Annotated in this window: 15 protein-coding genes, 2 pseudogenes and 1 riboswitch; of the genes and pseudogenes, 3 read left to right on the plus strand and 14 right to left on the minus strand. The window is 43.5% G+C overall.

Going from position 1 to position 18,974, the window contains the following annotated elements:
- Positions 1-54 precede the first annotated feature (54 nt).
- Positions 55-158, plus strand: a riboswitch (cyclic di-GMP riboswitch).
- Between the two features lie 79 nt (positions 159-237).
- Together UF75_RS30265 and nhaB are read left to right on the plus strand one after the other, a co-directional pair.
- Positions 238-306 (plus strand): annotated as a pseudogene (locus UF75_RS30265) (disulfide oxidoreductase); the annotation flags it as partial.
- Between the two features lie 576 nt (positions 307-882).
- Positions 883-2,388 (plus strand): sodium/proton antiporter NhaB, encoded by a 1,506-nt coding sequence (gene nhaB, locus UF75_RS17485; protein ID WP_156146493.1) that lies wholly within the window; start codon positions 883-885, stop codon positions 2,386-2,388.
- Positions 2,389-2,636: 248 nt separating this feature from the next.
- Here nhaB and UF75_RS17490 read toward each other — a convergent pair whose 3' ends face one another.
- The 10 genes from UF75_RS17490 to UF75_RS17535 form a co-directional block, all read right to left on the minus strand.
- A complete protein-coding gene (locus UF75_RS17490) occupies positions 2,637-2,927 on the minus strand; it encodes a CC/Se motif family (seleno)protein (RefSeq protein WP_045575867.1) in 291 nt (96 codons plus the stop codon).
- A gap of 72 nt (positions 2,928-2,999) precedes the next feature.
- Positions 3,000-4,439, minus strand: coding sequence for a carbon starvation protein A (locus UF75_RS17495; RefSeq protein WP_045575868.1), 1,440 nt, complete (start codon positions 4,437-4,439; stop codon positions 3,000-3,002).
- A gap of 163 nt (positions 4,440-4,602) precedes the next feature.
- On the minus strand, positions 4,603-5,412 hold the full coding sequence (locus UF75_RS17500) for a LytTR family transcriptional regulator DNA-binding domain-containing protein (protein ID WP_045575869.1): 810 nt from the start codon (positions 5,410-5,412) through the stop codon (positions 4,603-4,605).
- Positions 5,409-7,166 carry a LytS/YhcK type 5TM receptor domain-containing protein gene (locus UF75_RS17505; protein ID WP_242860306.1) on the minus strand — a complete coding sequence of 586 codons (1,758 nt, stop codon included), beginning with the start codon at positions 7,164-7,166 and terminating at the stop codon, positions 5,409-5,411. The genes UF75_RS17500 and UF75_RS17505 overlap by 4 nt, the downstream gene beginning before the upstream one ends.
- 66 nt (positions 7,167-7,232) lie before the next feature.
- A complete protein-coding gene (amrS, locus tag UF75_RS17510; protein ID WP_045575871.1) occupies positions 7,233-8,204 on the minus strand; it encodes an AmmeMemoRadiSam system radical SAM enzyme in 972 nt (323 codons plus the stop codon).
- A complete protein-coding gene (amrA, locus tag UF75_RS17515) occupies positions 8,197-9,462 on the minus strand; it encodes an AmmeMemoRadiSam system protein A (protein WP_045575872.1) in 1,266 nt (421 codons plus the stop codon). The genes amrS and amrA overlap by 8 nt, the downstream gene beginning before the upstream one ends.
- A 412-nt stretch (positions 9,463-9,874) precedes the next feature.
- Positions 9,875-10,759 (minus strand): pyridoxal 5'-phosphate synthase lyase subunit PdxS, encoded by an 885-nt coding sequence (gene pdxS, locus UF75_RS17520; protein WP_045575873.1) that lies wholly within the window; start codon positions 10,757-10,759, stop codon positions 9,875-9,877.
- Positions 10,760-10,948: 189 nt separating this feature from the next.
- On the minus strand, positions 10,949-12,331 hold the full coding sequence (locus UF75_RS17525; RefSeq protein WP_045575874.1) for a tryptophanase: 1,383 nt from the start codon (positions 12,329-12,331) through the stop codon (positions 10,949-10,951).
- A 168-nt stretch (positions 12,332-12,499) separates the two neighbouring features.
- Positions 12,500-13,870 (minus strand): amino acid permease, encoded by a 1,371-nt coding sequence (locus tag UF75_RS17530; protein ID WP_045575875.1) that lies wholly within the window; start codon positions 13,868-13,870, stop codon positions 12,500-12,502.
- 194 nt (positions 13,871-14,064) lie between these two features.
- The gene (locus UF75_RS17535) at positions 14,065-15,666 is read right to left on the minus strand and encodes a sigma 54-interacting transcriptional regulator (RefSeq protein ID WP_045575876.1); all 1,602 of its coding nucleotides are present in this window, start codon (positions 15,664-15,666) and stop codon (positions 14,065-14,067) included.
- A gap of 392 nt (positions 15,667-16,058) precedes the next feature.
- Here UF75_RS17535 and UF75_RS17540 point away from each other — a divergent pair, with 392 nt between their 5' ends.
- Positions 16,059-16,439 carry a RidA family protein gene (locus tag UF75_RS17540; protein WP_045575877.1) on the plus strand — a complete coding sequence of 127 codons (381 nt, stop codon included), beginning with the start codon at positions 16,059-16,061 and terminating at the stop codon, positions 16,437-16,439.
- 59 nt (positions 16,440-16,498) lie between these two features.
- On the opposite strand, the pseudogene UF75_RS30270 reads toward UF75_RS17540, so the two are convergent.
- The 4 genes and pseudogenes from UF75_RS30270 to UF75_RS17555 form a co-directional block, all read right to left on the minus strand.
- Positions 16,499-16,660 (minus strand): annotated as a pseudogene (locus tag UF75_RS30270) (methyltetrahydrofolate cobalamin methyltransferase); the annotation flags it as partial.
- Between the two features lie 52 nt (positions 16,661-16,712).
- Complete coding sequence (locus UF75_RS30795; protein ID WP_045575878.1) at positions 16,713-17,522, minus strand: methyl-accepting chemotaxis protein; 810 nt, start codon at positions 17,520-17,522, stop codon at positions 16,713-16,715.
- A gap of 83 nt (positions 17,523-17,605) precedes the next feature.
- A complete protein-coding gene (locus UF75_RS17550) occupies positions 17,606-18,472 on the minus strand; it encodes an isocitrate lyase/PEP mutase family protein (protein WP_045575879.1) in 867 nt (288 codons plus the stop codon).
- Positions 18,473-18,508: 36 nt separating this feature from the next.
- On the minus strand, positions 18,509-18,974 hold a 466-nt coding region (locus UF75_RS17555; RefSeq protein ID WP_197079445.1), incomplete at its 5' end, for a glutamate mutase L.

The raw sequence follows: 18,974 nt of genomic DNA on the forward strand, positions 1-18,974 counted from the left end.
GATATATTACTAATAATTGAACTAATTAATTTATAAGAAAATTAATAATCATGGATCAGGTTGGGGTAAACTTCGACGAAAGTGAAGGACGCTAAAGTCATGGGTCTAAGGCTAATTTCAGACGCCTGAAATTACGCTAGGATCGCCAGATTACAAGCATCGAACTTCTCTGGGGAGAGTAGTCATATTTGACTACTCTCTTTTTATTTTGGGAATGCTAAACAATACTAACCGGAGGTGGAAGTCGTTTCAAGACATCCTGAAACTGTCGAAGTATTTCTGAAATATGGTATGCATTGTTTTGGTTGAATGGCCGCTCGTTTTGAGAACATAGAGCAGGGTGCTCTAGCTCATGGAATTGATGTAACTTAGTCATACATTGAAGGAAATAGAAAGAACAGTTAATTAATTAACCGAATTTAATAATGATCTCCCTGTATGAATAGGCCCAGGGAGATCATTTTATGGGAGCATTGTGGATTTACTATTGCGCATTATTCTTATACCGCGACGCATTAGTAGGATAATCGAAGTAGTTATTTAGCGTTTTCAAAGGAGGTAATTGAACATTGACTTAATTGTTGTAGTATTTTTCTCCTGACCTACGGATTTATTCTTACATCGCGTAGTAATTGCTCTTGCGGAGCAGGATTGTTGACTTTGCTGGTGTTACTCATTTAGGAACTAGCAATCGACGCTTTTTAGTTTTAATCCAAACAAGTTTTTTCCGGCTACGCTCGTGTGGAGCGGTACGCAGGTTTAGCAGCGATACTTGATACAAAAAATGGTAATACTGCAGAATACTACAGTAAGTGACTGACCTGTGAATATTTACAATGTTGTTAGGCGAATATAGAATTTTCTCATTTTGGAGGAGTGTATATGAATAAGATGGGTATCGGACAGGCATTCAGAGCAAATTTTCTGGGTCACGCTCCAAGCTGGTACAAAACAACAATTCTTGCTTTTCTGGTGTTGAACCCTATTTTGATGTTTACAGTCGGTAAGTACGTTACTGGCTGGGTGTTGATTGTGGAATTTATCTTTACCCTTGCAATGGCGCTAAAATGTTATCCGCTCCCTGCAGGTGGACTTCTTGCGATCGAAGCCGTTTTGATCGGGCTTACTCACCCGCATTCGGTCTATCACGAAGTTGAACTGAACCTGCCGGTTATTCTGCTTCTGATGTTCATGGTTGCCGGGATCTATTTTATGAAAGAAGGTCTTGTGTACCTGTTTACCAAGATCCTTACCAAAGTACGCTCTAAAGTCGCGCTTGCCTTCCTGTTCTCTCTATTGGGTGCAGTTCTTTCCGCTTTTCTGGATGCGCTAACCGTAACGGCGGTGATTATCGCCGTGGCATATGGGTTCTACAACATCTTCCACAAGTTTGCTTCCAGCGAAAAAGTATACGAAAAGTATGACATCAATCACGACCATATTGTTGATGACATATATCAGGAGGACTTGAACCAGTTCCGTGGTTTTCTGCGCAATCTTATGATGCATGGTGCTGTGGGTACTGCGCTGGGTGGAGCAACAACACTGGTTGGTGAACCGCAGAACCTACTGATCGGCTCCATTATGAAATGGGACTTCGTTGATTTCTTTTTAAACAGCGCACCTGTGTCTATCCCGGTACTGATCGCCGGGCTTCTGACCGCCATTACCCTTGAAGTCACCAAGTTTTGGGGGTACGGCTATCAGCTTCCTGAGTCTGTTCGAAAGGTTATGGAAGATGATGCAAAAGCCAAAGATGCTGCCATGGATACTCGCGGACGTGTACGCCTGATTATTATGGCTGTATGCGGCGTTCTGCTAATCTTCTCCCTGGCGTTGCACCTGGCAGAAGTAGGTATTATTGGTCTGATGATTATCATCCTGCTTACCGCTTTCAACGGGGTTATTGAAGAAGGGCGCATCGGTCATGCGTTTGAAGAGGCACTGCCGTTTACTGCGCTACTGGTCGTATTTTTCTCCATCGTTGCGGTTATTCATGACCAGCATCTGTTTACGCCGATCATTCAGTGGGTACTGCACCAGGAAGGACAGGATCAGCTTGTCGCTTTCTTTGCGGCAAACGGTGTCCTTTCTGCAATCAGTGACAACGTATTTGTTGCTACCGTATATATGACCGAAACACAGAAAGCGTTTGAAGCTGGAGGCATTGCGCTGGAGCATTACAACAAGATGGCAGTTGCAATCAACATGGGTACAAACATCCCTTCCGTTGCTACACCAAACGGTCAGGCGGCGTTCCTGTTCCTGTTGACCTCTGCACTTGCTCCGCTGATTCGCCTGTCTTACATGGAAATGGTGAAACTGGCTCTGCCATACACCATCGTTATGTCTCTTACAGGTGTACTGGCAACAATGTACCTATTGTAATCCTAAAAGTATGAGCTTCATTTTTGGCACAGCGAAACATGCCTCTGGTTTTCATTTTTGAGAACGTCCTTCTACCTGGATTGAACGGTTAACTCTTAGCAAAGTTCCTTCTTGAGTTGTAATGTTTTTATAGGATACCCATCTTGCTAGGGGCCTTCCAGAAAGTATTAACGAAAGTTATACTTTCTGCCTAGTACGAAAAAGGGTGGCCCAATGCTTCTATTCGCATTGGGCCACCCTTTTTCGTACTAATATACCCTTAGGGTCTTCAACTTCCATAAACCTTCTAAAACTACTTCATAATGTTTATCTTGCTTGATAATAAACGGGTCATAGAAGATCTGGATCCCGTCTTGTTCCTTCACTCCGAAATACCCTTCTTCTTGAGGCTTTCCAGAATGTGCTCCGACGAAGACGATGTTTGTGCAACATCCAGTTTGAGGAGCTTCATCGAGGGTGAGGATTCCACCATGTTCTTTGATATATTCAATGGCCTGTTCAGATAAATTAACCTGAAGGTCTACTTGGGGTATGACCATTCTTATATCTCTCCCTTTTCACCTAAAAACTTTTAGAAACTGCACTCATAAATACCACATAGAGCTTAAAATTTACTTCGCAGAAGCAGGAACAATTTTATCTGTCTCCATTCTGCGTTCTTTACGGACTTTGTTGGCAAAGAGCAACGTTATTCCGAGAGTAATTAGAAGTCCGACCGGATAGGAAATGCTCGTCGCTAGACCGAAGCCTTCCGGAGCCTGTAAAAGATAAGTGAAAGTCACTGCCGTCATAAAAATGGCAGGAATTGTTGCAATCCAATGCAGGCGTTTTTCCTTAACAAGAAACATAGCAGCAGCCCAAAGAAGGATCATCGCTGTCGTTTGGTTCGCCCAGGAGAAGTATCTCCAGAGAAAGTTGAAGTCGATCTTGCTCAAACCGAAAGCAATCGCAAAAATAGGAATCGAGATAGCCAAACGCTTGGAAATAGGTCTTTGGTTCATTTTAAAGAAGTCAGCGATAACCAGTCGAGCGCCCCGAAACGCGGTATCTCCGGAAGTGATCGGGAGAATGATAACCCCCAGAATGGCAAGCGTTCCACCGATAGATCCAAGCAGGGTAATAGATACTGTGCGGACGACTGCAGCAGGTCCGCCAGCCGCTAAAGCTGCTTGTAATCCGCCGGTTCCACCAAAAACGGCCATTCCGGCAGCAGCCCAAATGAGGGCAATAGCAGATTCTCCAATCATCATGCCATAGAATATTTTACGACCTTGTTTTTCATTCTGAATCGTACGGGCGATAAGCGGAGATTGAGTGGCATGGAATCCACTAATCGCACCACAGGCGATCGTAATGAAGAGTAAAGGCCACATGGGTAAATTCTTAGGATGAAGATTACTCAAGGTAAGTTCAGGGATATGATATCCTTCAACAACCAGCCCGATGCCTACGCCGACCGCCATGATAATAAGCAGCGCACCAAAGAGAGGGTAAATCTTACCGATAATCTTATCGATGGGTAGAAGGGTTGCTAAAATATAATAGATAAAAATTCCTGCCGTTACGACGCTTAAACTAATCCAAGATGGAGTAAGCGTGACAATTAAGTTGGCAGGACCGGCCACGAAAACCGTTCCCACAAGTAGCAAGAGGACGACAGAAAAGCCATTAACAAAGTGACGCATTCCTTTGCCTAGATACTTACCAACAATATCCGGGAGTTGTGCTCCACCGTTGCGCACGGAAAGCATACCACTAAAATAGTCGTGTACTCCACCAGCAAAAATTCCTCCGAGTACGATCCAAAGAAAAGCGACTGGGCCCCATAAAGCACCCGCGATCGGTCCAAAGATTGGCCCCAGACCGGCGATGTTTAAGAGTTGAACGAGACTCCCTCTGTTTGAGCCCATGGGAACATAGTCGACTCCATCCGTTTTAGCATAGGCTGGAGTTTCAAGGTTTTCATTAATTCCAAAAACCTTTTCGACAAATTTACCATAGACCATGTAACCTACGATAAGTGCTACAAAGGATAATAAAAAAGTAATCATAAAAATCCTCCTCTTAGATCTAAATATAACAAGGACAAGTTGATCGATCGACTGTCCTTAGTTTAAATCAAGTTGAGAGGAGAATGCCAAAAATAAGTCTATTATGTCAAAAGGGATGTCTGAAAGTGGGTTTCTTAAGCACGTTTTGCAGAGATGTCATAAACTAGATTTCCAATAAATCCTTTAAGGCCTTAACATAAGCTCGGCTCACAGGTACTTTAGAACGTTTTTCGTCATTTAAAATTAGCGTGTAGGCTCCATTAAACCAAGGAACTAATTCATGTACAAAGTTTAAATTCACTAAGTAGCTCCGATGAGCATGAAAAAAAGGATAGCTTGCTAACTTTTCTTCGAGAGTTTGTAAAGTGTACTTTGTTGTATACACTTTATTAGTCGTTTTAATGAAAACATCCCGGTTTTCACGGTAGACGTAAAGAATGTCTTGAGGATCAATCAAAACGACACTATCTTCGCCTTGAACCGCAAGTTTTGAGATTTTTGGAGCTCGAACTTGGCCGGTTGCTGCGGATATGCTTTCTCTGCCCATCTTCTTTAGAATATCCATGAGGGAATTATGGAGCGCTTCATTTTGTGAATCGTTCTTGGGATGTCTGACTCCTTGCCGGATTCGCTCCACCGTTTTTAATACGCGTTCCTGATCAAAAGGCTTCAGTAAATAGTCTATGGCATTGACTTCAAAGGCTTGAATGGCATGCTTGTCATAGGCTGTCGCAAAAACAATCATTAACGTTTGATCCTCTTCGAGCAATTTTCTCGCTACCGTTAAACCATCCAGATTGGGCATGTGGATATCTAAGAAGGCCACATCAGGCTTGAGGGTTAGGATTTTTTCTAAAGCCTCTGTGCCCTGGGTCGCTTCTCCCACAATTTCGATATCTTTACATTGCTTTAAGAGATACGTCAATTCATCACGAGCGAGTGGTTCATCATCGGCAATAACGACAGAAATCACGCCATACCTCCTCCCTTCTGTAGCGGAACTTTAAACCAGATACATGTTCCCTGCTCCAATTCACTGTCAATATGAAGTTGGGATTCCTCGCCAAAATGGTACAACAGACGCTGGTTCACATTATATAAGGCTAGGCCTGACCCTTCTTGAGATTCGATTCGATTGTGAAGTAATTCAGCAATTCGATCCGGGGAAATTCCAATTCCATTGTCCTGCACAGAAATGAGGGCATACCCCTCGGATTCTCTCACATGAACGAGGATTTCGCCGGTTTTCTCAAGTCCTTTTAGCCCATGACGTATTCCATTCTCCACAAGAGGTTGGAGTGTAAGTGGGGGTAAAAGAACATTTTCTAGCGTAAGATCGATTTTAAGTTTAACACTTAAGCGTTCTGTAAAACGAGCTTGTTCAATATCCAGATAGGCTCGAGTATGCTCTAGTTCCTGTCCTAGGGTGACAAATTCGTGAAGAGAGGCATTTAAATTCTGCCTGAAAAAGTTCCCAAGTTGAATCAGAAGTTTACGTGCCATATCGGGTTGTATACGCACGAGAGCAACAATGGTATTTAAGGAATTAAATAAGAAGTGAGGGTTCATCTGCGCTTGGAGTGCTTTAATCTCAGCCTCTCGGATGAGTTGGGCATGGTTCTGCGCATCAACCACTTCAAGCTGATGCGAGAGAAGTTTACCTAGACCCTGGGCTACTTCCTCATCGACTGGCTTAATCTGTTTGGGGTTTAAAAAATAGAATTTTAAAACCCCAATCACTTCATCTGCCTTTTTCAAAGGGACAATGATAGCTACCGCAAGCGGACAGCCTTTTTGCGGACAGTGGATCTCATCTAGGGATTTAGGTATGTATAGTCTCCCAGTTCTAAGTACTAGCTTCGTCGCTTCAGTCAAAATGGTGTGTCCTGGCAAATGATGATCATCCCCTATCCCGACATGAGATAGGATTTTTTCATGATCCGTAATCGAGACCGCAGAAACACCCGTAGTTTTTAAAAGAAGCTTAGAAATCTGGGTTGCAGATTCTTCAGTGAGCCCTCTACTGAGATTGACCAGCATTTGATCGGCTATGTGGAGGACTTTTTGGGCTTGATTGGCTTCGATACGGTCCTCTTCGTGTATAACAGATCGTATAATTACGACAAAAAGTGTGATTCCAAAACTATTGGCCAGGATCATCGGCAGGGCAATGACCTGAACCAAAGCAACGGCACTTTCCCAGGGTCTAGCAATGAGAAGGATGATCAGCATTTGAGACGTCTCCGCAATGACCCCGGTCAAAAAAGCTTTTGAAGTAGGGAGGATTCTCCGATTCCCGATTTTAAGGTAAACGAGGCCGGCAATTAAGCCTTCCGTCACTGTGGAAATCCCACAAGCTAACCCAGTAAAGCCACCGAGAAGGGCTCTGTGAATACCCGCGATCAGCCCTGCTCCAAGGCCCACCCAGGGCCCACCTAAAAGTCCACCGATTACGACACCCACGACCCGTGAATTCGCGAGAGCCTCTTCAAAACCGATTGCCTCTACGCGGGGAATCCAAAGAAGAGATTCTGTTCTGGGTCGAATCGAAATCCCGGTATACGTGCCGACGATTCCGAATAACCCAAATACGATCGAAAGTTGAATGATCGTCCAACGATCGAGTTTATGATCGATGAGATTACGAAACGTAGTTAGTCTTGTTAGCATAAACGCGATGGCCACGATCAGGCCGATATGTTCAATCATTAGGAATAAAAGTTGCACGGTTAGGAGACTCCTTTGCATTTTATCCACTTTTAAACTATCACTTCTAAATTGTGAGTTCCATGATTAGCTTTTCATCCCAACCCCGAAAATGCCCTCTCCACATTTTGGGCAACACCCATGATTCAATCGATTAACCAAGACAGGTTCGCGATGAATTACAGCTTCACCACACCGGGGGCAAAACGTCGTACCTCCACCTCTGACATTTCCTAAATACACATAGGGCAGATACTCTTTTCCTATATCCCATGCCCGTTCTAAGGTTTTTCGCTCCGTAGGCGGAACCGCGAGTCGATATGCCGGATGGTAGGCACTCAGATGCCAAGCCAGTGGAACATTAAGCCGGCGAAGCCAGCGGGCCAATTCAGTAAGCTCTTGCGGATTATCATTTGCCCCTTGAATGACGAGAGTTGTAACTTCCAAATGAACCCGACCAGCCAAACGTTCAACATTATCTAAAACCCAAGCTAGTTTACTTCCACAATAGTGTTGATAGAAATCCTCCGAAAAGGCTTTAATATCTATATTGACGGCATCCAGCCACGGAATTAACTCCTCGAGAAAGCGTGGCGAAATCGTTCCGTTACTCACCAATACCACCTTACCCCCTTGAGCTCGCACTAGGGGAGCGGTATCCCGGATCATTTCAAACCACACGCTCGGCTCTGAATACGTAAAACACAATCCTATCGATTTCTGTTCCTGCCCAGCAAGCTCTGCAAGCTCGGCAGGAGTGGCTTTTTTTCCAACTTGATGCTGCTGGGATATTTCGTGATTTTGACAAAACGAACACCTTAGGTTGCAACCAAAACCTCCTACGGAAAAAATCCAGGATCCAGGATAAAAATGATAAAGGGGCTTCTTCTCAATCGGGTCCATATTCCAAGCCGCTACTTCGCCATAAGTTCGAGATACGACCTCTCCCTCTCGGTTCTCCCGGGCATGACATCGACCCATCTGCCCATGTCTTAATTGACAATGCTGGGGACACAAGAGACAACTTGAACGGTAGGAGTTTTCATTTGTCTTACTCATAATGTCGCTTAACCTCAAAGCGCCAGAGTTCCGTTATGCCGTCAGAAATCCCCGCCTTTTGTTTGGCAATACTGATTTGGTCTGCAACGGTATCAACCCCTTCCAAGTGAGGGAGTAGAAGCCCGCTTTTCCCACGCTGACGAACGACAACTCCATACCTCCAGGGGTCCAATTCTTCAGGTCCTGCAATTTTCTCGAGTTCCCCCAAGACATCTACAGTGATGCTTAGAGAATCTATTTCCTCGACTCGAACTGGACGAAAACGTGGATCTTGGGTTCCGGCAGCAATCGCATTATGTTGAATTTCTAAAGCTAGATTTTCCTGCCAAGGCTCGGTTGTACCAATACACCCGCGTAAATTTCCGTCTTGTTTTAGCGTGACAAAACATCCCCTCCGCACCGCGAACTCAGCTGAGGACATGTCTGGTAAATCCAGTAGACCAGGGTTACCTTTCTCTAAATAGGTCGTTAGACAACGTCGTGCCCACTGCGGTAGAGATGAGGCATGATACAGATCTGCTACCAAATATCCCACACCGAATGGCCCTTCGTAGGACAGTATTTCAGGCGCTCCTTCTTTAGCAGCCAATGCCAAGCGAAGACTCCGGTATCCACATTCGCCTGCCTTTTCAACAAGATCATCTGGTAAAACAGCAATCTTTTTGGTATCCCTCTGCAGTAAATTCACGACAAGTTGGTCAAATTCTGGTCCGGCAGAATCAAAGCCATACGGCCCGTCCTTTTTCAAGCGATGGGAAAGATCCCCACTAGCCACAAGAGCATAACGTCCAGGTAAGTTCTCAAGGATTTGCCCCATAAGCTTACCATACTCTTCCGGATGTTCCAAAGGCATTCCCAAGAGAACGACTTTCCGGTTCCACCCTGCTTCATGTAAAAAATATAGTGGTACAAAGGCGCCATGATCAATTCCCCCCCGCACCGGAACCACTCTCGAAAGGTGTTCTTTAAATAACGCAATGATCCCTGCGTCGCTGGCAAACGATAAGTTCACTTGCCCTGCCCCAAACTGAGAGAAGTCCCCTTGAACTCTATCCTCTATGGTGAGAGTGATCCCGTCTTTAATAAGCTGTGCATGCGGCGAAACCAAAATTACAGTCTCTACCTCCGCTTGGGAAAGACGCCGTGCTATCTCACGATAAGCATCCAAACTTGCTTGACACTTACGTTCTTCTCCCCGTCCGACTTCTGGGACGAGGAGGGGTGGATGCGGAACAAATACCGAATAGACTAAACTCATAACCCCAGCTCCTTTTAACACATATAATATCCTATTTTACCCTGAACCCCAGCAAACATTCGAAAAATCAGTCTCACCTTTTCGTTCTTGCCTAGGCTAAGAATATCCTGCACATGTGATGATTACGGCTCCATATTTCATATATTTCATATGTTTCATATGTTTCAAAGTTAGTAAACAATAACTGAACTTAAAAGGGCAGAGATAAGGCTGTACTAAAACTTGTTTAAGTTGTTTTCACATCCCCACTTTTGCTTCTATAACAACAAAACAAAATCGTCCTCACTCCACTTTGATAGTGAAATAGGACGATTTTTGCTTGTTGCAACCACTTAGAGTTTCGGGGACTGAGTTTTCACACACCCCTTAAACAACCCTATATTTTGGGAGAGACCTTATTATCTAATTAAGCTTACCAACCACGGTCTTGCATGCGTTCTGATTTAAGAAGAGTTGATATTTCAAGTCCTGGCATTGATTCTCCCAAGTCCTTAGATATCTCCGCCAAAATCTGACTGTCACGGTAATGGGTCGTTGCCGCCACAATCGCTTTAGCACGTGCAGCCGGATTCGTTGACTTAAAGATTCCCGATCCTACAAAGACCCCATCACACCCCAATTGCATCATCAACGCCGCATCTGCTGGAGTTGCTATTCCTCCCGCCGCAAAGTTAACAACGGGCAGCTTTCCAAGTTCAGCGACTTGAACCACTAACTCATAAGGTGCACCCATATTTTTGGCAGCGGTCATTAATTCTTCCTTCGGGAGATTTTGAAGAAAGCGAATTTCGCTCATTACCTTTCTCATATGCCGAACCGCTTCTACAACGTTACCTGTTCCAGGCTCTCCTTTGGTTCGGATCATAGCTGCCCCTTCACCGATCCGGCGAAGGGCTTCTCCTAAATTTCGTGCTCCACACACGAATGGAACCTGGAAATCATGCTTATAAATATGAAATTCTTCATCAGCTGGAGTGAGGACTTCACTTTCATCAATATAATCTGCTCCGAGTGCCTCTAAAATCTGAGCTTCGACCATGTGTCCAATTCGGGCTTTAGCCATTACTGGGATCGTAACCGACTCCATAATCCGCTGAATAATCGATGGGTCAGCCATTCTAGCAACCCCACCATCCGCACGAATATCCGAAGGCACCCTTTCCAACGCCATAACAGCACAGGCGCCCGCCTCTTCCGCAATTTTTGCTTGTTCAGGAGTGGTTACATCCATGATAACTCCACCCTTAAGCATTTCAGCCAAGCCTCTTTTCAAAGCCCAAGTACCTTTTTCAGACATTACTTATTCCTCCTAAACATGACTTAGCGTCATTATTTAAACCCCTCAGTAAACTTTATCAACTGGGCACATGGGCACATCACCTTTAGACATCGGGTCAACCAATGGGTTCAAAACAGCGCACAAGCGCAGTAAACTTTCACTGCGCTTGTGCATAAGCTTCTTGCTCGTTCTTACAAGCTTTAGAACTTAGTCCTCGATCGGTTTAAGGTTACAAAGGAAGTGACGGAGCACTTTCGGCTCATAGGTAAACTCCAAGCCTTTAATTTGGTCCCGACGTTCCCAAATCTTCGCTAAACCCTCCACGACCACATCCATATGGTTGTCTGTATAGACACGGCGTGGAATAGTCAAACGCATGAAATCAACATCGGCCTTCTTTTGAATTCCGGTCACTGGGTCACGACCCAATAGTAAAGAACCTACTTCAACCGGACGGACACCGGCCTCCAGGTATAGTTCGTTACTAAGAGCTTGGGCCGGAAACTGTTCTGCAGGAATATGAGGAAGGAACTTTCCAGCATCCACGAAAACAGCATGTCCACCAACGGGCCACTGGATGGGAATACCACGCTTACGAAGTTCTTTTCCGAGGTATTCTACTTGTCCAATTCGACTTTCGAGATAATCAAAGTCCATACCTTCATAGAGTCCAACCGCTAAGCATTCCATATCACGGCCAGAGAGCCCGCCGTAAGTTACGAAGCCTTCCATAGGAACGCAGGTTGTGCAGGCATTTTGATACAATTCCTTTTCATTCTTAATGCCTATCAGCCCGCCCATGTTGACGATGGCATCCTTCTTGGCACTCATTGTAAAGTAGTCGCCCATATCATACATTTCTTTAACAATCTCTTGAATGCTCTTATTTTCATAACCCGGCTCACGTTTTTTAATAAAATAGGCATTCTCGGCAAAACGAGCGGAGTCAATGTCAATCTTCAGGGAGTATTTATCCGCGATTTTCCGAACCCCTCGGAAATTTTCCATGGAAACTGGTTGTCCCCCTGAAGAGTTACAGGTTATTGTCACGATAATGAAAGCAATGTTTTCAGGACCTTTTTCGACGATAAAATTCTCGAGTTTTTTTAGGTCGAAGTTCCCCTTGAACGGATGTTCTTTTTGCGTATCAAAGGCATCTTCAATAACAAGGTTTACAGCAACCATACCGTTCATTTCAATATGAGCCATCGTCGTATCAAAATGCATATTGCCGAGGACAAATTGTCCATCGTGTTTCTTCAAATGAGGAAAGAGGACTTGCTCTGCTCCGCGACCTTGGTGTGTCGGAATTGTATAATCATACCCAAAGATTCCTTTTACTGCGTCCTTCACTTTAAAGAAGGATTTACTTCCAGCATAGGACTCATCTCCAAGCATCAAGGCGGACCACTGTCTGTCACTCATAGCGCCTGTACCACTATCAGTGAGAAGATCAATATAAACATCCTCAGATTTTAAAAGAAAGGGATTATACCCAGCTTCTTTAAGTTTTACCAGACGCTCTTCACGAGAAATCATGCGCATGGATTCAACCATTTTAATGCGATAAGGTTCTGCTTTTCTAGCCATTAAAAGTTCCTCCCTTTATTCCAGATAATTTGGATATGATTAGAGTATTGCAAGTTTCGTGCCACTGCCGGAAGAGTTCATAATTACCTAAATTAGTGTTTTCCAACATGGCTTGGCAAATTCATAAAAATTGTCAACTTCTGATAGGCGAAAAGAAATACTGATCATTTAAGCATTATTCTGATTCCCCATGGTCTTTTTAAGTTTAAAGCCAACCCAGAGAATGAATAACCACAAGGGGAGAATGTAAACAGCCATTTTCATATCTGGCATTGTGGTCATCAAAACCGCAATCATCAATAGGAAGGCTAAAGCAAGATAATTACTATACGGGTGTAATGGGGTTTTAAACTCTAGTTTATCGGCATTTTCCCCTTTAGCCTTGCGGAATTTCAGACTCGTAATAATGATCATAGTCCAGTTAATAATCGCTGCAATGACCGCGATCGAGATCAAGTACATAAAGACCTTTCCCGGAATTAAATAATTTAGGACTACTGCCGCAAGCGTTAGTGCAGAAGAGGCTAAAACTCCAGCTACAGGAATTCCTCTCTTATTCAATTTACCAAATAATTTAGGAGCATTCCCTTGATTGGCCAAGCTATAAAGCATCCGACCATTACTGTAAATACCACTGTTATAAACTGAGAGAGCAGCTGTCAAAACCACAACATTTAAGATAGTTGCCGCAGCAGGAATCCCCATCTTCGAGAAGATTTGAACGAAAGGGCTTCCATCCATCCCGACCAAATTCCAAGGAAAGATAATCATCATAACGGTTAAGGCCCCAACATAGAAGATTAGGATACGCCACATAACTTGGTTAATGGCTTTTGGAATCGTCTTTTTCGGGTTCTCTGCTTCTCCGGCCGTGATCCCAATTAGTTCAATCCCTCCAAAACTAAACATAACAACCACTAAGGAAAGAATTAGGCCCCCTACTCCGTTAGGCAAGAAGCCTCCATGAATCCAAAGATTGCTGAATCCCGTGGCTTGTCCATTAATTCCAGTGAAGATCAACATTATTCCAAATATGATCATCCCTAGAATGGCAACCACTTTAATAATTGCAAACCAGAACTCGAATTCTCCATATAATTTAACATTAACTAAGTTTGCCAGCGTAATAAGAACCAGAAATATCAGTGCGGACAACCACTGTGGAAAGGTTGGAAACCAATAATTAATATAAATACCCACGACGGTCAATTCGGCCATGCTGACGATAATGTAGTTAAACCAGTAATTCCAGCCGGAGAGGAAACCGGGAAACTCGCCCCAATATTTGTACGCATAATGACTAAAGGAACCGGAAACAGGTTCATCCACAGACATTTCGCCCAGCATTCTCATAATAAAGAAAATAACTAAGCCTCCGATGAGATAGGACAGTGTGATACCAGGTCCTGCTAATCGAATAGATTCGGCTGATCCGTAAAACAGCCCAGTTCCGATAGCTCCACCTAAGGCAATCATTTGGATATGCCGGTTCTTCAGTCCTCTTTGCATACCACTTTCAGTTTGTTCCTGGATACTCATAACTTTGCCTCCCTCTGCTTTTCCCTGATGATAAGTTAGAATTTAATGCATAATTCAATAATTGCAATTTTCATGCCACTACTTCTATAAGAATCTTGCCATTATTTCAACCAATAACTAACAAGTGATAAGAAAAAGTGACAAGAATTCTTATCAGTGATAATAATTCTTGTCACTTTGTATGAATTATATTCTTAGTCAATTCCATAACTCTTCATTTTATTTAAAATCGTCGTATTGGAAACTCCGAGTATCCTTCCTGCCTTTCTAGAGGACGCATGGGTTTTCAGTACCCGTATAAGGACCTGTTTTTCAACGTCACTCACAATTTCCTTTAAGGTAGGCCATTCTTTTTCTACCGGAATCTTAATCAGAAAATTTCCCGCCCCAGACTCTGAAGTGTAGGGGCTAGAAACTAAATCGGTCCATTCATAGAAATGCTGAGGGGTAATCTCAACGGAATCCATAACATTGATAATCCGTTCTAGGGTGTTTTCGAGTTGTCGTACATTTCCAGGCCAGGATTGGCTCATCAACAATTCAACGCTTTCTTTAGTTAAATGGATTTCCGCTTTGCCTAACTTCACGGATATTTTTCGGATAAGATGTTGGGCAATGAGTGGAATATCATCACGACGTTCTCGAAGCGAGGGGATTCGCAGCGGGATAACATTGAGCCGATAATAAAGGTCTTCACGGAATTCACCCTTGGGGATCATTTCTTCCAAATTGCGATGAGTTGCTGCCACAATTCGAACATCGACCACAAGTTCCTTGCCACCCCCGACCCGTCGAATTGTACCTTCTTGCAAAACCCTAAGTAACCGGACCTGAACCTGTGTTGGAATTTCCCCAATTTCATCTAAGAAGATTGTTCCATGTTCAGCTTGTTCAAAAAGCCCCTTCTTCCCCCCTTTTACTGCCCCTGTAAATGAACCTTCTTCATAGCCGAAAAGCTCGCTTTCTAGTAGGCTATCCGGTAAAGCCGCACAATTAATCGCAATAAAGGGAGCCTGCTTACGCAAACTTTCCATATGGATAGCGCGGGCAAACAACTCTTTTCCTGTTCCACTTTCCCCGCGCAATAAGACCGTTGAGTTACCTTTCGCCACCATTTTAGCGGTTTCTATAACCTGACGCATCTTAGCACCTTGATAAATGATTCCTCCGAATGACGTTAAATGTTTCTTCCTGTCGACCCTTGAAATAATCTCCTCTACTTGACGGAAATCTTTCATGGTGGCAACCGCTCCAATCACCTGACCTTTGGCATTGAGCACTGGAACCCCTGTTGTCAAAAAATGAATAATCCGATTTCCCTTTTTAAATTCCCGTTCCTCGAGTAGATAGGGTAGTCCTGTCTTAAGGGTGTCTAGAATGGGAGCATTCTCTTGAAACAACCCCTCAGCATTTGATCCGATTACCTCTTCATATGAACAATGGAATATTTCACAGGCCACTTTATTAATCTGAATAATATCTCCGTCTTTATTAACAGCGACAATCCCTTCACTCACAGAGTTCAAAATAGTCCTTAACTCATGCTCTCTCTCTTCATAGGGCATCTGATCGCGTAAGTTTACCAAAAGAACCCCTTTAACGGCTTCCAGGTCCTTTAGTAGGCTTCGAACCTGATTATCGGAAGAACAACGAAATTTGATATACATGCCTTGATTCGGAATGACCTCCATGCCAATCTTATCAACCCCAGTCTTTTCGCAAACCTCAAAGATCTCCATTCCCAATCCCAAGCGATCTTCAAAATCAATTTGAACTACACGTTCTAGAAATTCCATGGCTATCCTCCCTCTACAAAATTATCTAAGGCTTTTAGCATTATTACTTAATTATTGTGATAAATTGGTCATCTCTATTAAGAGTTTTCAGTTTACTCAATTATAACTTAAATTCCACGGTTCAACTAACTTGGTCTATTGATCATTTACTTTGATAAAACCCGCTTAATTAGAACAAACTAACCTAAATAATTTTATCCGCTAGCTAACTGCCACGAATCCTAAATCACTAATATTGTTGATGCTAACTAAATCCTAATATCCCACTTAGTTTTATTCATGCAAATTGCTTGGTCTATTGCCACAAAATCAGGTATACTATAAATCAGTTGTGTCATGCATTAGAAGAATACTTGGTTTAAGCCATGACAACTTCAAGGAGGTAGAACATCATGAATAAAGAAACTCTTAATACCCAAAATGCTCCTGCGGCCATCGGCCCCTATTCTCAAGGGGTTAAAGTCGGAAACTTAATCTTCACATCCGGACAACTCCCTATCAACACACAAAGTGGAGAATTGGTCGCTGATATTGAAGGAGCCACCAAACAATCTTTAGATAATGTCAAAGCAATTCTAGAATCCTCAGGCTCTTCGATGGATAAAGTCGTAAAAACCGTAGTTTTTCTGAAAGACATGAATGATTTTGCAGCGATGAATACCGTTTATGCCACCTATTTCCCAAATAACCCCCCGGCCCGTTCGGCTGTACAAGTTGCTCGATTGCCAAAGGATGCAATTGTTGAAATTGAAGCGATTGCTCTAGCTGAATAATGAAATGTAAAGGCTCCATGAAAACGCATGCGCTTTCATGGAGCCTTTTATTGTCTAAACTAGAACTTAAACTGCTTGTTTCGAAAGGCCTTAAGATACTTGACACAATAGTTATCCCTGCCAGCCAGTACCTCAGCAGTGATCAAACTAGCCATCATCATCTTGTCCAAGGGGTTAATGATGAGACCATCCAACCCTTTGCCAATGGACATAATGGCAAAATAAGAACCAATAAAGCATGGCTTGTGCCGTTATATACATTGGAGCCGTCGGTTATCTTCGGGTACCAATCTCAACAAGCTTTTCCGCTAAACTAGCAATCTGCCCAAGGGCTAATGACAGTTCGGTAGCTGCATAGGCTTGAGACTCTGTAACTGTACCCAGCTGATTTATCGCTTCGATCAGGTTAAGGACGGAAATTTGAACAGTTTTTAGGTCAATCTCAATTTCCGTTGTCGAGACTCTTGTGGATTCGGAGAGCTTCCGAACCTCATCAGCAACAACCGAAAACCCCCGACCAAATTCACCGGCTCTAGCGGCCTCGATAGACGCATTCAGTCCAAGGATATTAGTCCGCATAGAAATCTTATGGATTTCATCCTTTACTTTACCCGTATGTTCAATCTCCTGAAGAACGTGGGTAGTCTCTTTATCCATATTTTTCACGGTATCCGCAAGTTCCTCAGAAGAAGCCGACAAGTTTTCGGCAGAGGCGGATATTTGCTCTACCGCTGCTAATATATCCTGACCAGCGTCGGTCAACGTATCATACTTAGCGACTGAAATGTCGATGATGGCACACCCGACTACAATACCGTTTTCCTTAATCGGATAGCCTATTCCCACGTAGGAAATTCCTAATACCTCTTTCGGTACACGCCTTACAATTCGTTTACCAGTATGGATAGCTTCTTCGGATATTCCACCTCTAGGCAAGGGGTCGCCCACTTTTACGTTCATGTTCAGGTTAGGCCCCGGATACCAAGCTAACACTTTCTCTGTATCTAGAATACATACCGCGACCTCCTCATCATAGAGTTGTTGTAACTCAGTAGCAACTTCTAAAAAGGCCTCGAGCTTCACTAGCTTCACCCTCCTCAATTTTCTTCTCACTTATTTTTCATAAGTCCATACGTTAATCGAAAAAGGGGAAATTGGAAAGTACCCTAACCAATAACGAATTTCGCTTCTAACTCACGAATTTCCGCCAGACCGATTAATTCATTAAATTCTTGAAATGGAATCATTTCTGGTATTAAGCTTTCAGTGGATCCTGTTTTCATGAGTACTTCCATTAAATTCTTCATCGCTTGAGCCGCCATGTACGTTGAAGCCGTCGGGAAGATGACCAAATCATATCCTAACTTTTCTAATTCTTGAGCAGATAGAAGAGGAGTTCGTCCACCCTCTACCATATTTGCTAAAACCGGAACGTTAAAACCGGATGTGATTCTCTTCATCTCTTCGACCGATTCTGGTGATTCAACAAAAATCATATCAGCCCCTGCTTCTTCATAAGCTTTAGCACGGTGAATAGCCTCGTCAATTCCATGAATCGTTCGGGCATCCGTACGGGCAATGATCACGAAATCAGGATTATTTCTCGCTTCGACGGCCGCCCTGATTTTACCCACCATTTCTTCCATTGGAATGACCTGACGTCCCGTCATGTGTCCACACTTTTTCGGTGCCACTTGGTCTTCTAATTGTATAGCGGCTACTCCAGCCATTTCATATTGCCGCACTGTTCTCATAACGTTAATAGCATTTCCGAATCCCGTGTCGCCGTCAGCTATTACTGGAACATCTACGGCACTGGCAAAATTGTTTGCCCTAGCTAACATCTCGCTCATTGTCATTAATCCAACGTCGGCTGTACCCAAATGACTTGCCGCTTGGCCATAGCCTGTCATGTAAACGGCCTGAAAACCGGCTTTCTCAATGATCTTTGCGGTTAAGACATCATGGGCCCCTGGGGCAATTAAAATTTCTTTAGCTGCTAATAAACCCCTTAACACTTTACCTTTATTCATAATGATTAGCTCCTTAATTCAACCTTTTTCTGTATCTTATGAAATGTTATTTTTTGCCAACATTAGAGCTTCATTAGGATATTCTTCAGCCATAGCCCCAATGGTATATAACTGATAATTATGATCCACCACAAACTCAGGTTTTTCTGGCAGTAAAGAAATTCCTCGATCGGCGAAGGATTTGTGCAAAATTTTCAAGGCCTCTTCTTTGGTCGAATGAGCGAAAATGCCCCCCACTGCGATAACTCTCTGAACTTTACGCAAATCCCGACCGACAGGTGTTCCCGGCACAATACCGAGAACAGGGTCAAAACTCTGAGCCAAATACCCTGCATGCCGCTTAATGGCGATTTCTATGGCACTAATAGCTAACGCTTTATCAAAGTTTATCTCTTTTTCATTGATGCAGATGTGTCCAGTGTTCTTTTCGAGATACTGTACATAAACTTGGATCTCCTTGGTTAACTCTTCGCCTTCTAAACCAACTTTGGCCAAAACTCCA

Source organism: Desulfosporosinus sp. I2, assembly GCF_000960765.1.
Lineage (GTDB): Bacteria > Bacillota > Desulfitobacteriia > Desulfitobacteriales > Desulfitobacteriaceae > Desulfosporosinus.

Excerpts from the sequence above, each read along its gene's own strand:
- UF75_RS17540 (WP_045575877.1), top strand. The coding sequence starts at position 16,059 with ATGAATAAAGAAACTCTTAATACCCAAAATGCTCCTGCGGCCATCGGC.
- amrA (WP_045575872.1), bottom strand. The coding sequence starts at position 9,462 with ATGAGTTTAGTCTATTCGGTATTTGTTCCGCATCCACCCCTCCTCGTC.
- UF75_RS17490 (WP_045575867.1), bottom strand. The coding sequence starts at position 2,927 with ATGGTCATACCCCAAGTAGACCTTCAGGTTAATTTATCTGAACAGGCC.
- pdxS (WP_045575873.1), bottom strand. The coding sequence starts at position 10,759 with ATGTCTGAAAAAGGTACTTGGGCTTTGAAAAGAGGCTTGGCTGAAATG.
- UF75_RS17495 (WP_045575868.1), bottom strand. The coding sequence starts at position 4,439 with ATGATTACTTTTTTATTATCCTTTGTAGCACTTATCGTAGGTTACATG.
- UF75_RS17530 (WP_045575875.1), bottom strand. The coding sequence starts at position 13,870 with ATGAGTATCCAGGAACAAACTGAAAGTGGTATGCAAAGAGGACTGAAG.
- UF75_RS17550 (WP_045575879.1), bottom strand. The coding sequence starts at position 18,472 with ATGAATAAAGGTAAAGTGTTAAGGGGTTTATTAGCAGCTAAAGAAATT.
- amrS (WP_045575871.1), bottom strand. The coding sequence starts at position 8,204 with ATGAGTAAGACAAATGAAAACTCCTACCGTTCAAGTTGTCTCTTGTGT.
- UF75_RS17525 (WP_045575874.1), bottom strand. The coding sequence starts at position 12,331 with ATGGCTAGAAAAGCAGAACCTTATCGCATTAAAATGGTTGAATCCATG.
- nhaB (WP_156146493.1), top strand. The coding sequence starts at position 883 with ATGAATAAGATGGGTATCGGACAGGCATTCAGAGCAAATTTTCTGGGT.
- UF75_RS17535 (WP_045575876.1), bottom strand. The coding sequence starts at position 15,666 with ATGGAATTTCTAGAACGTGTAGTTCAAATTGATTTTGAAGATCGCTTG.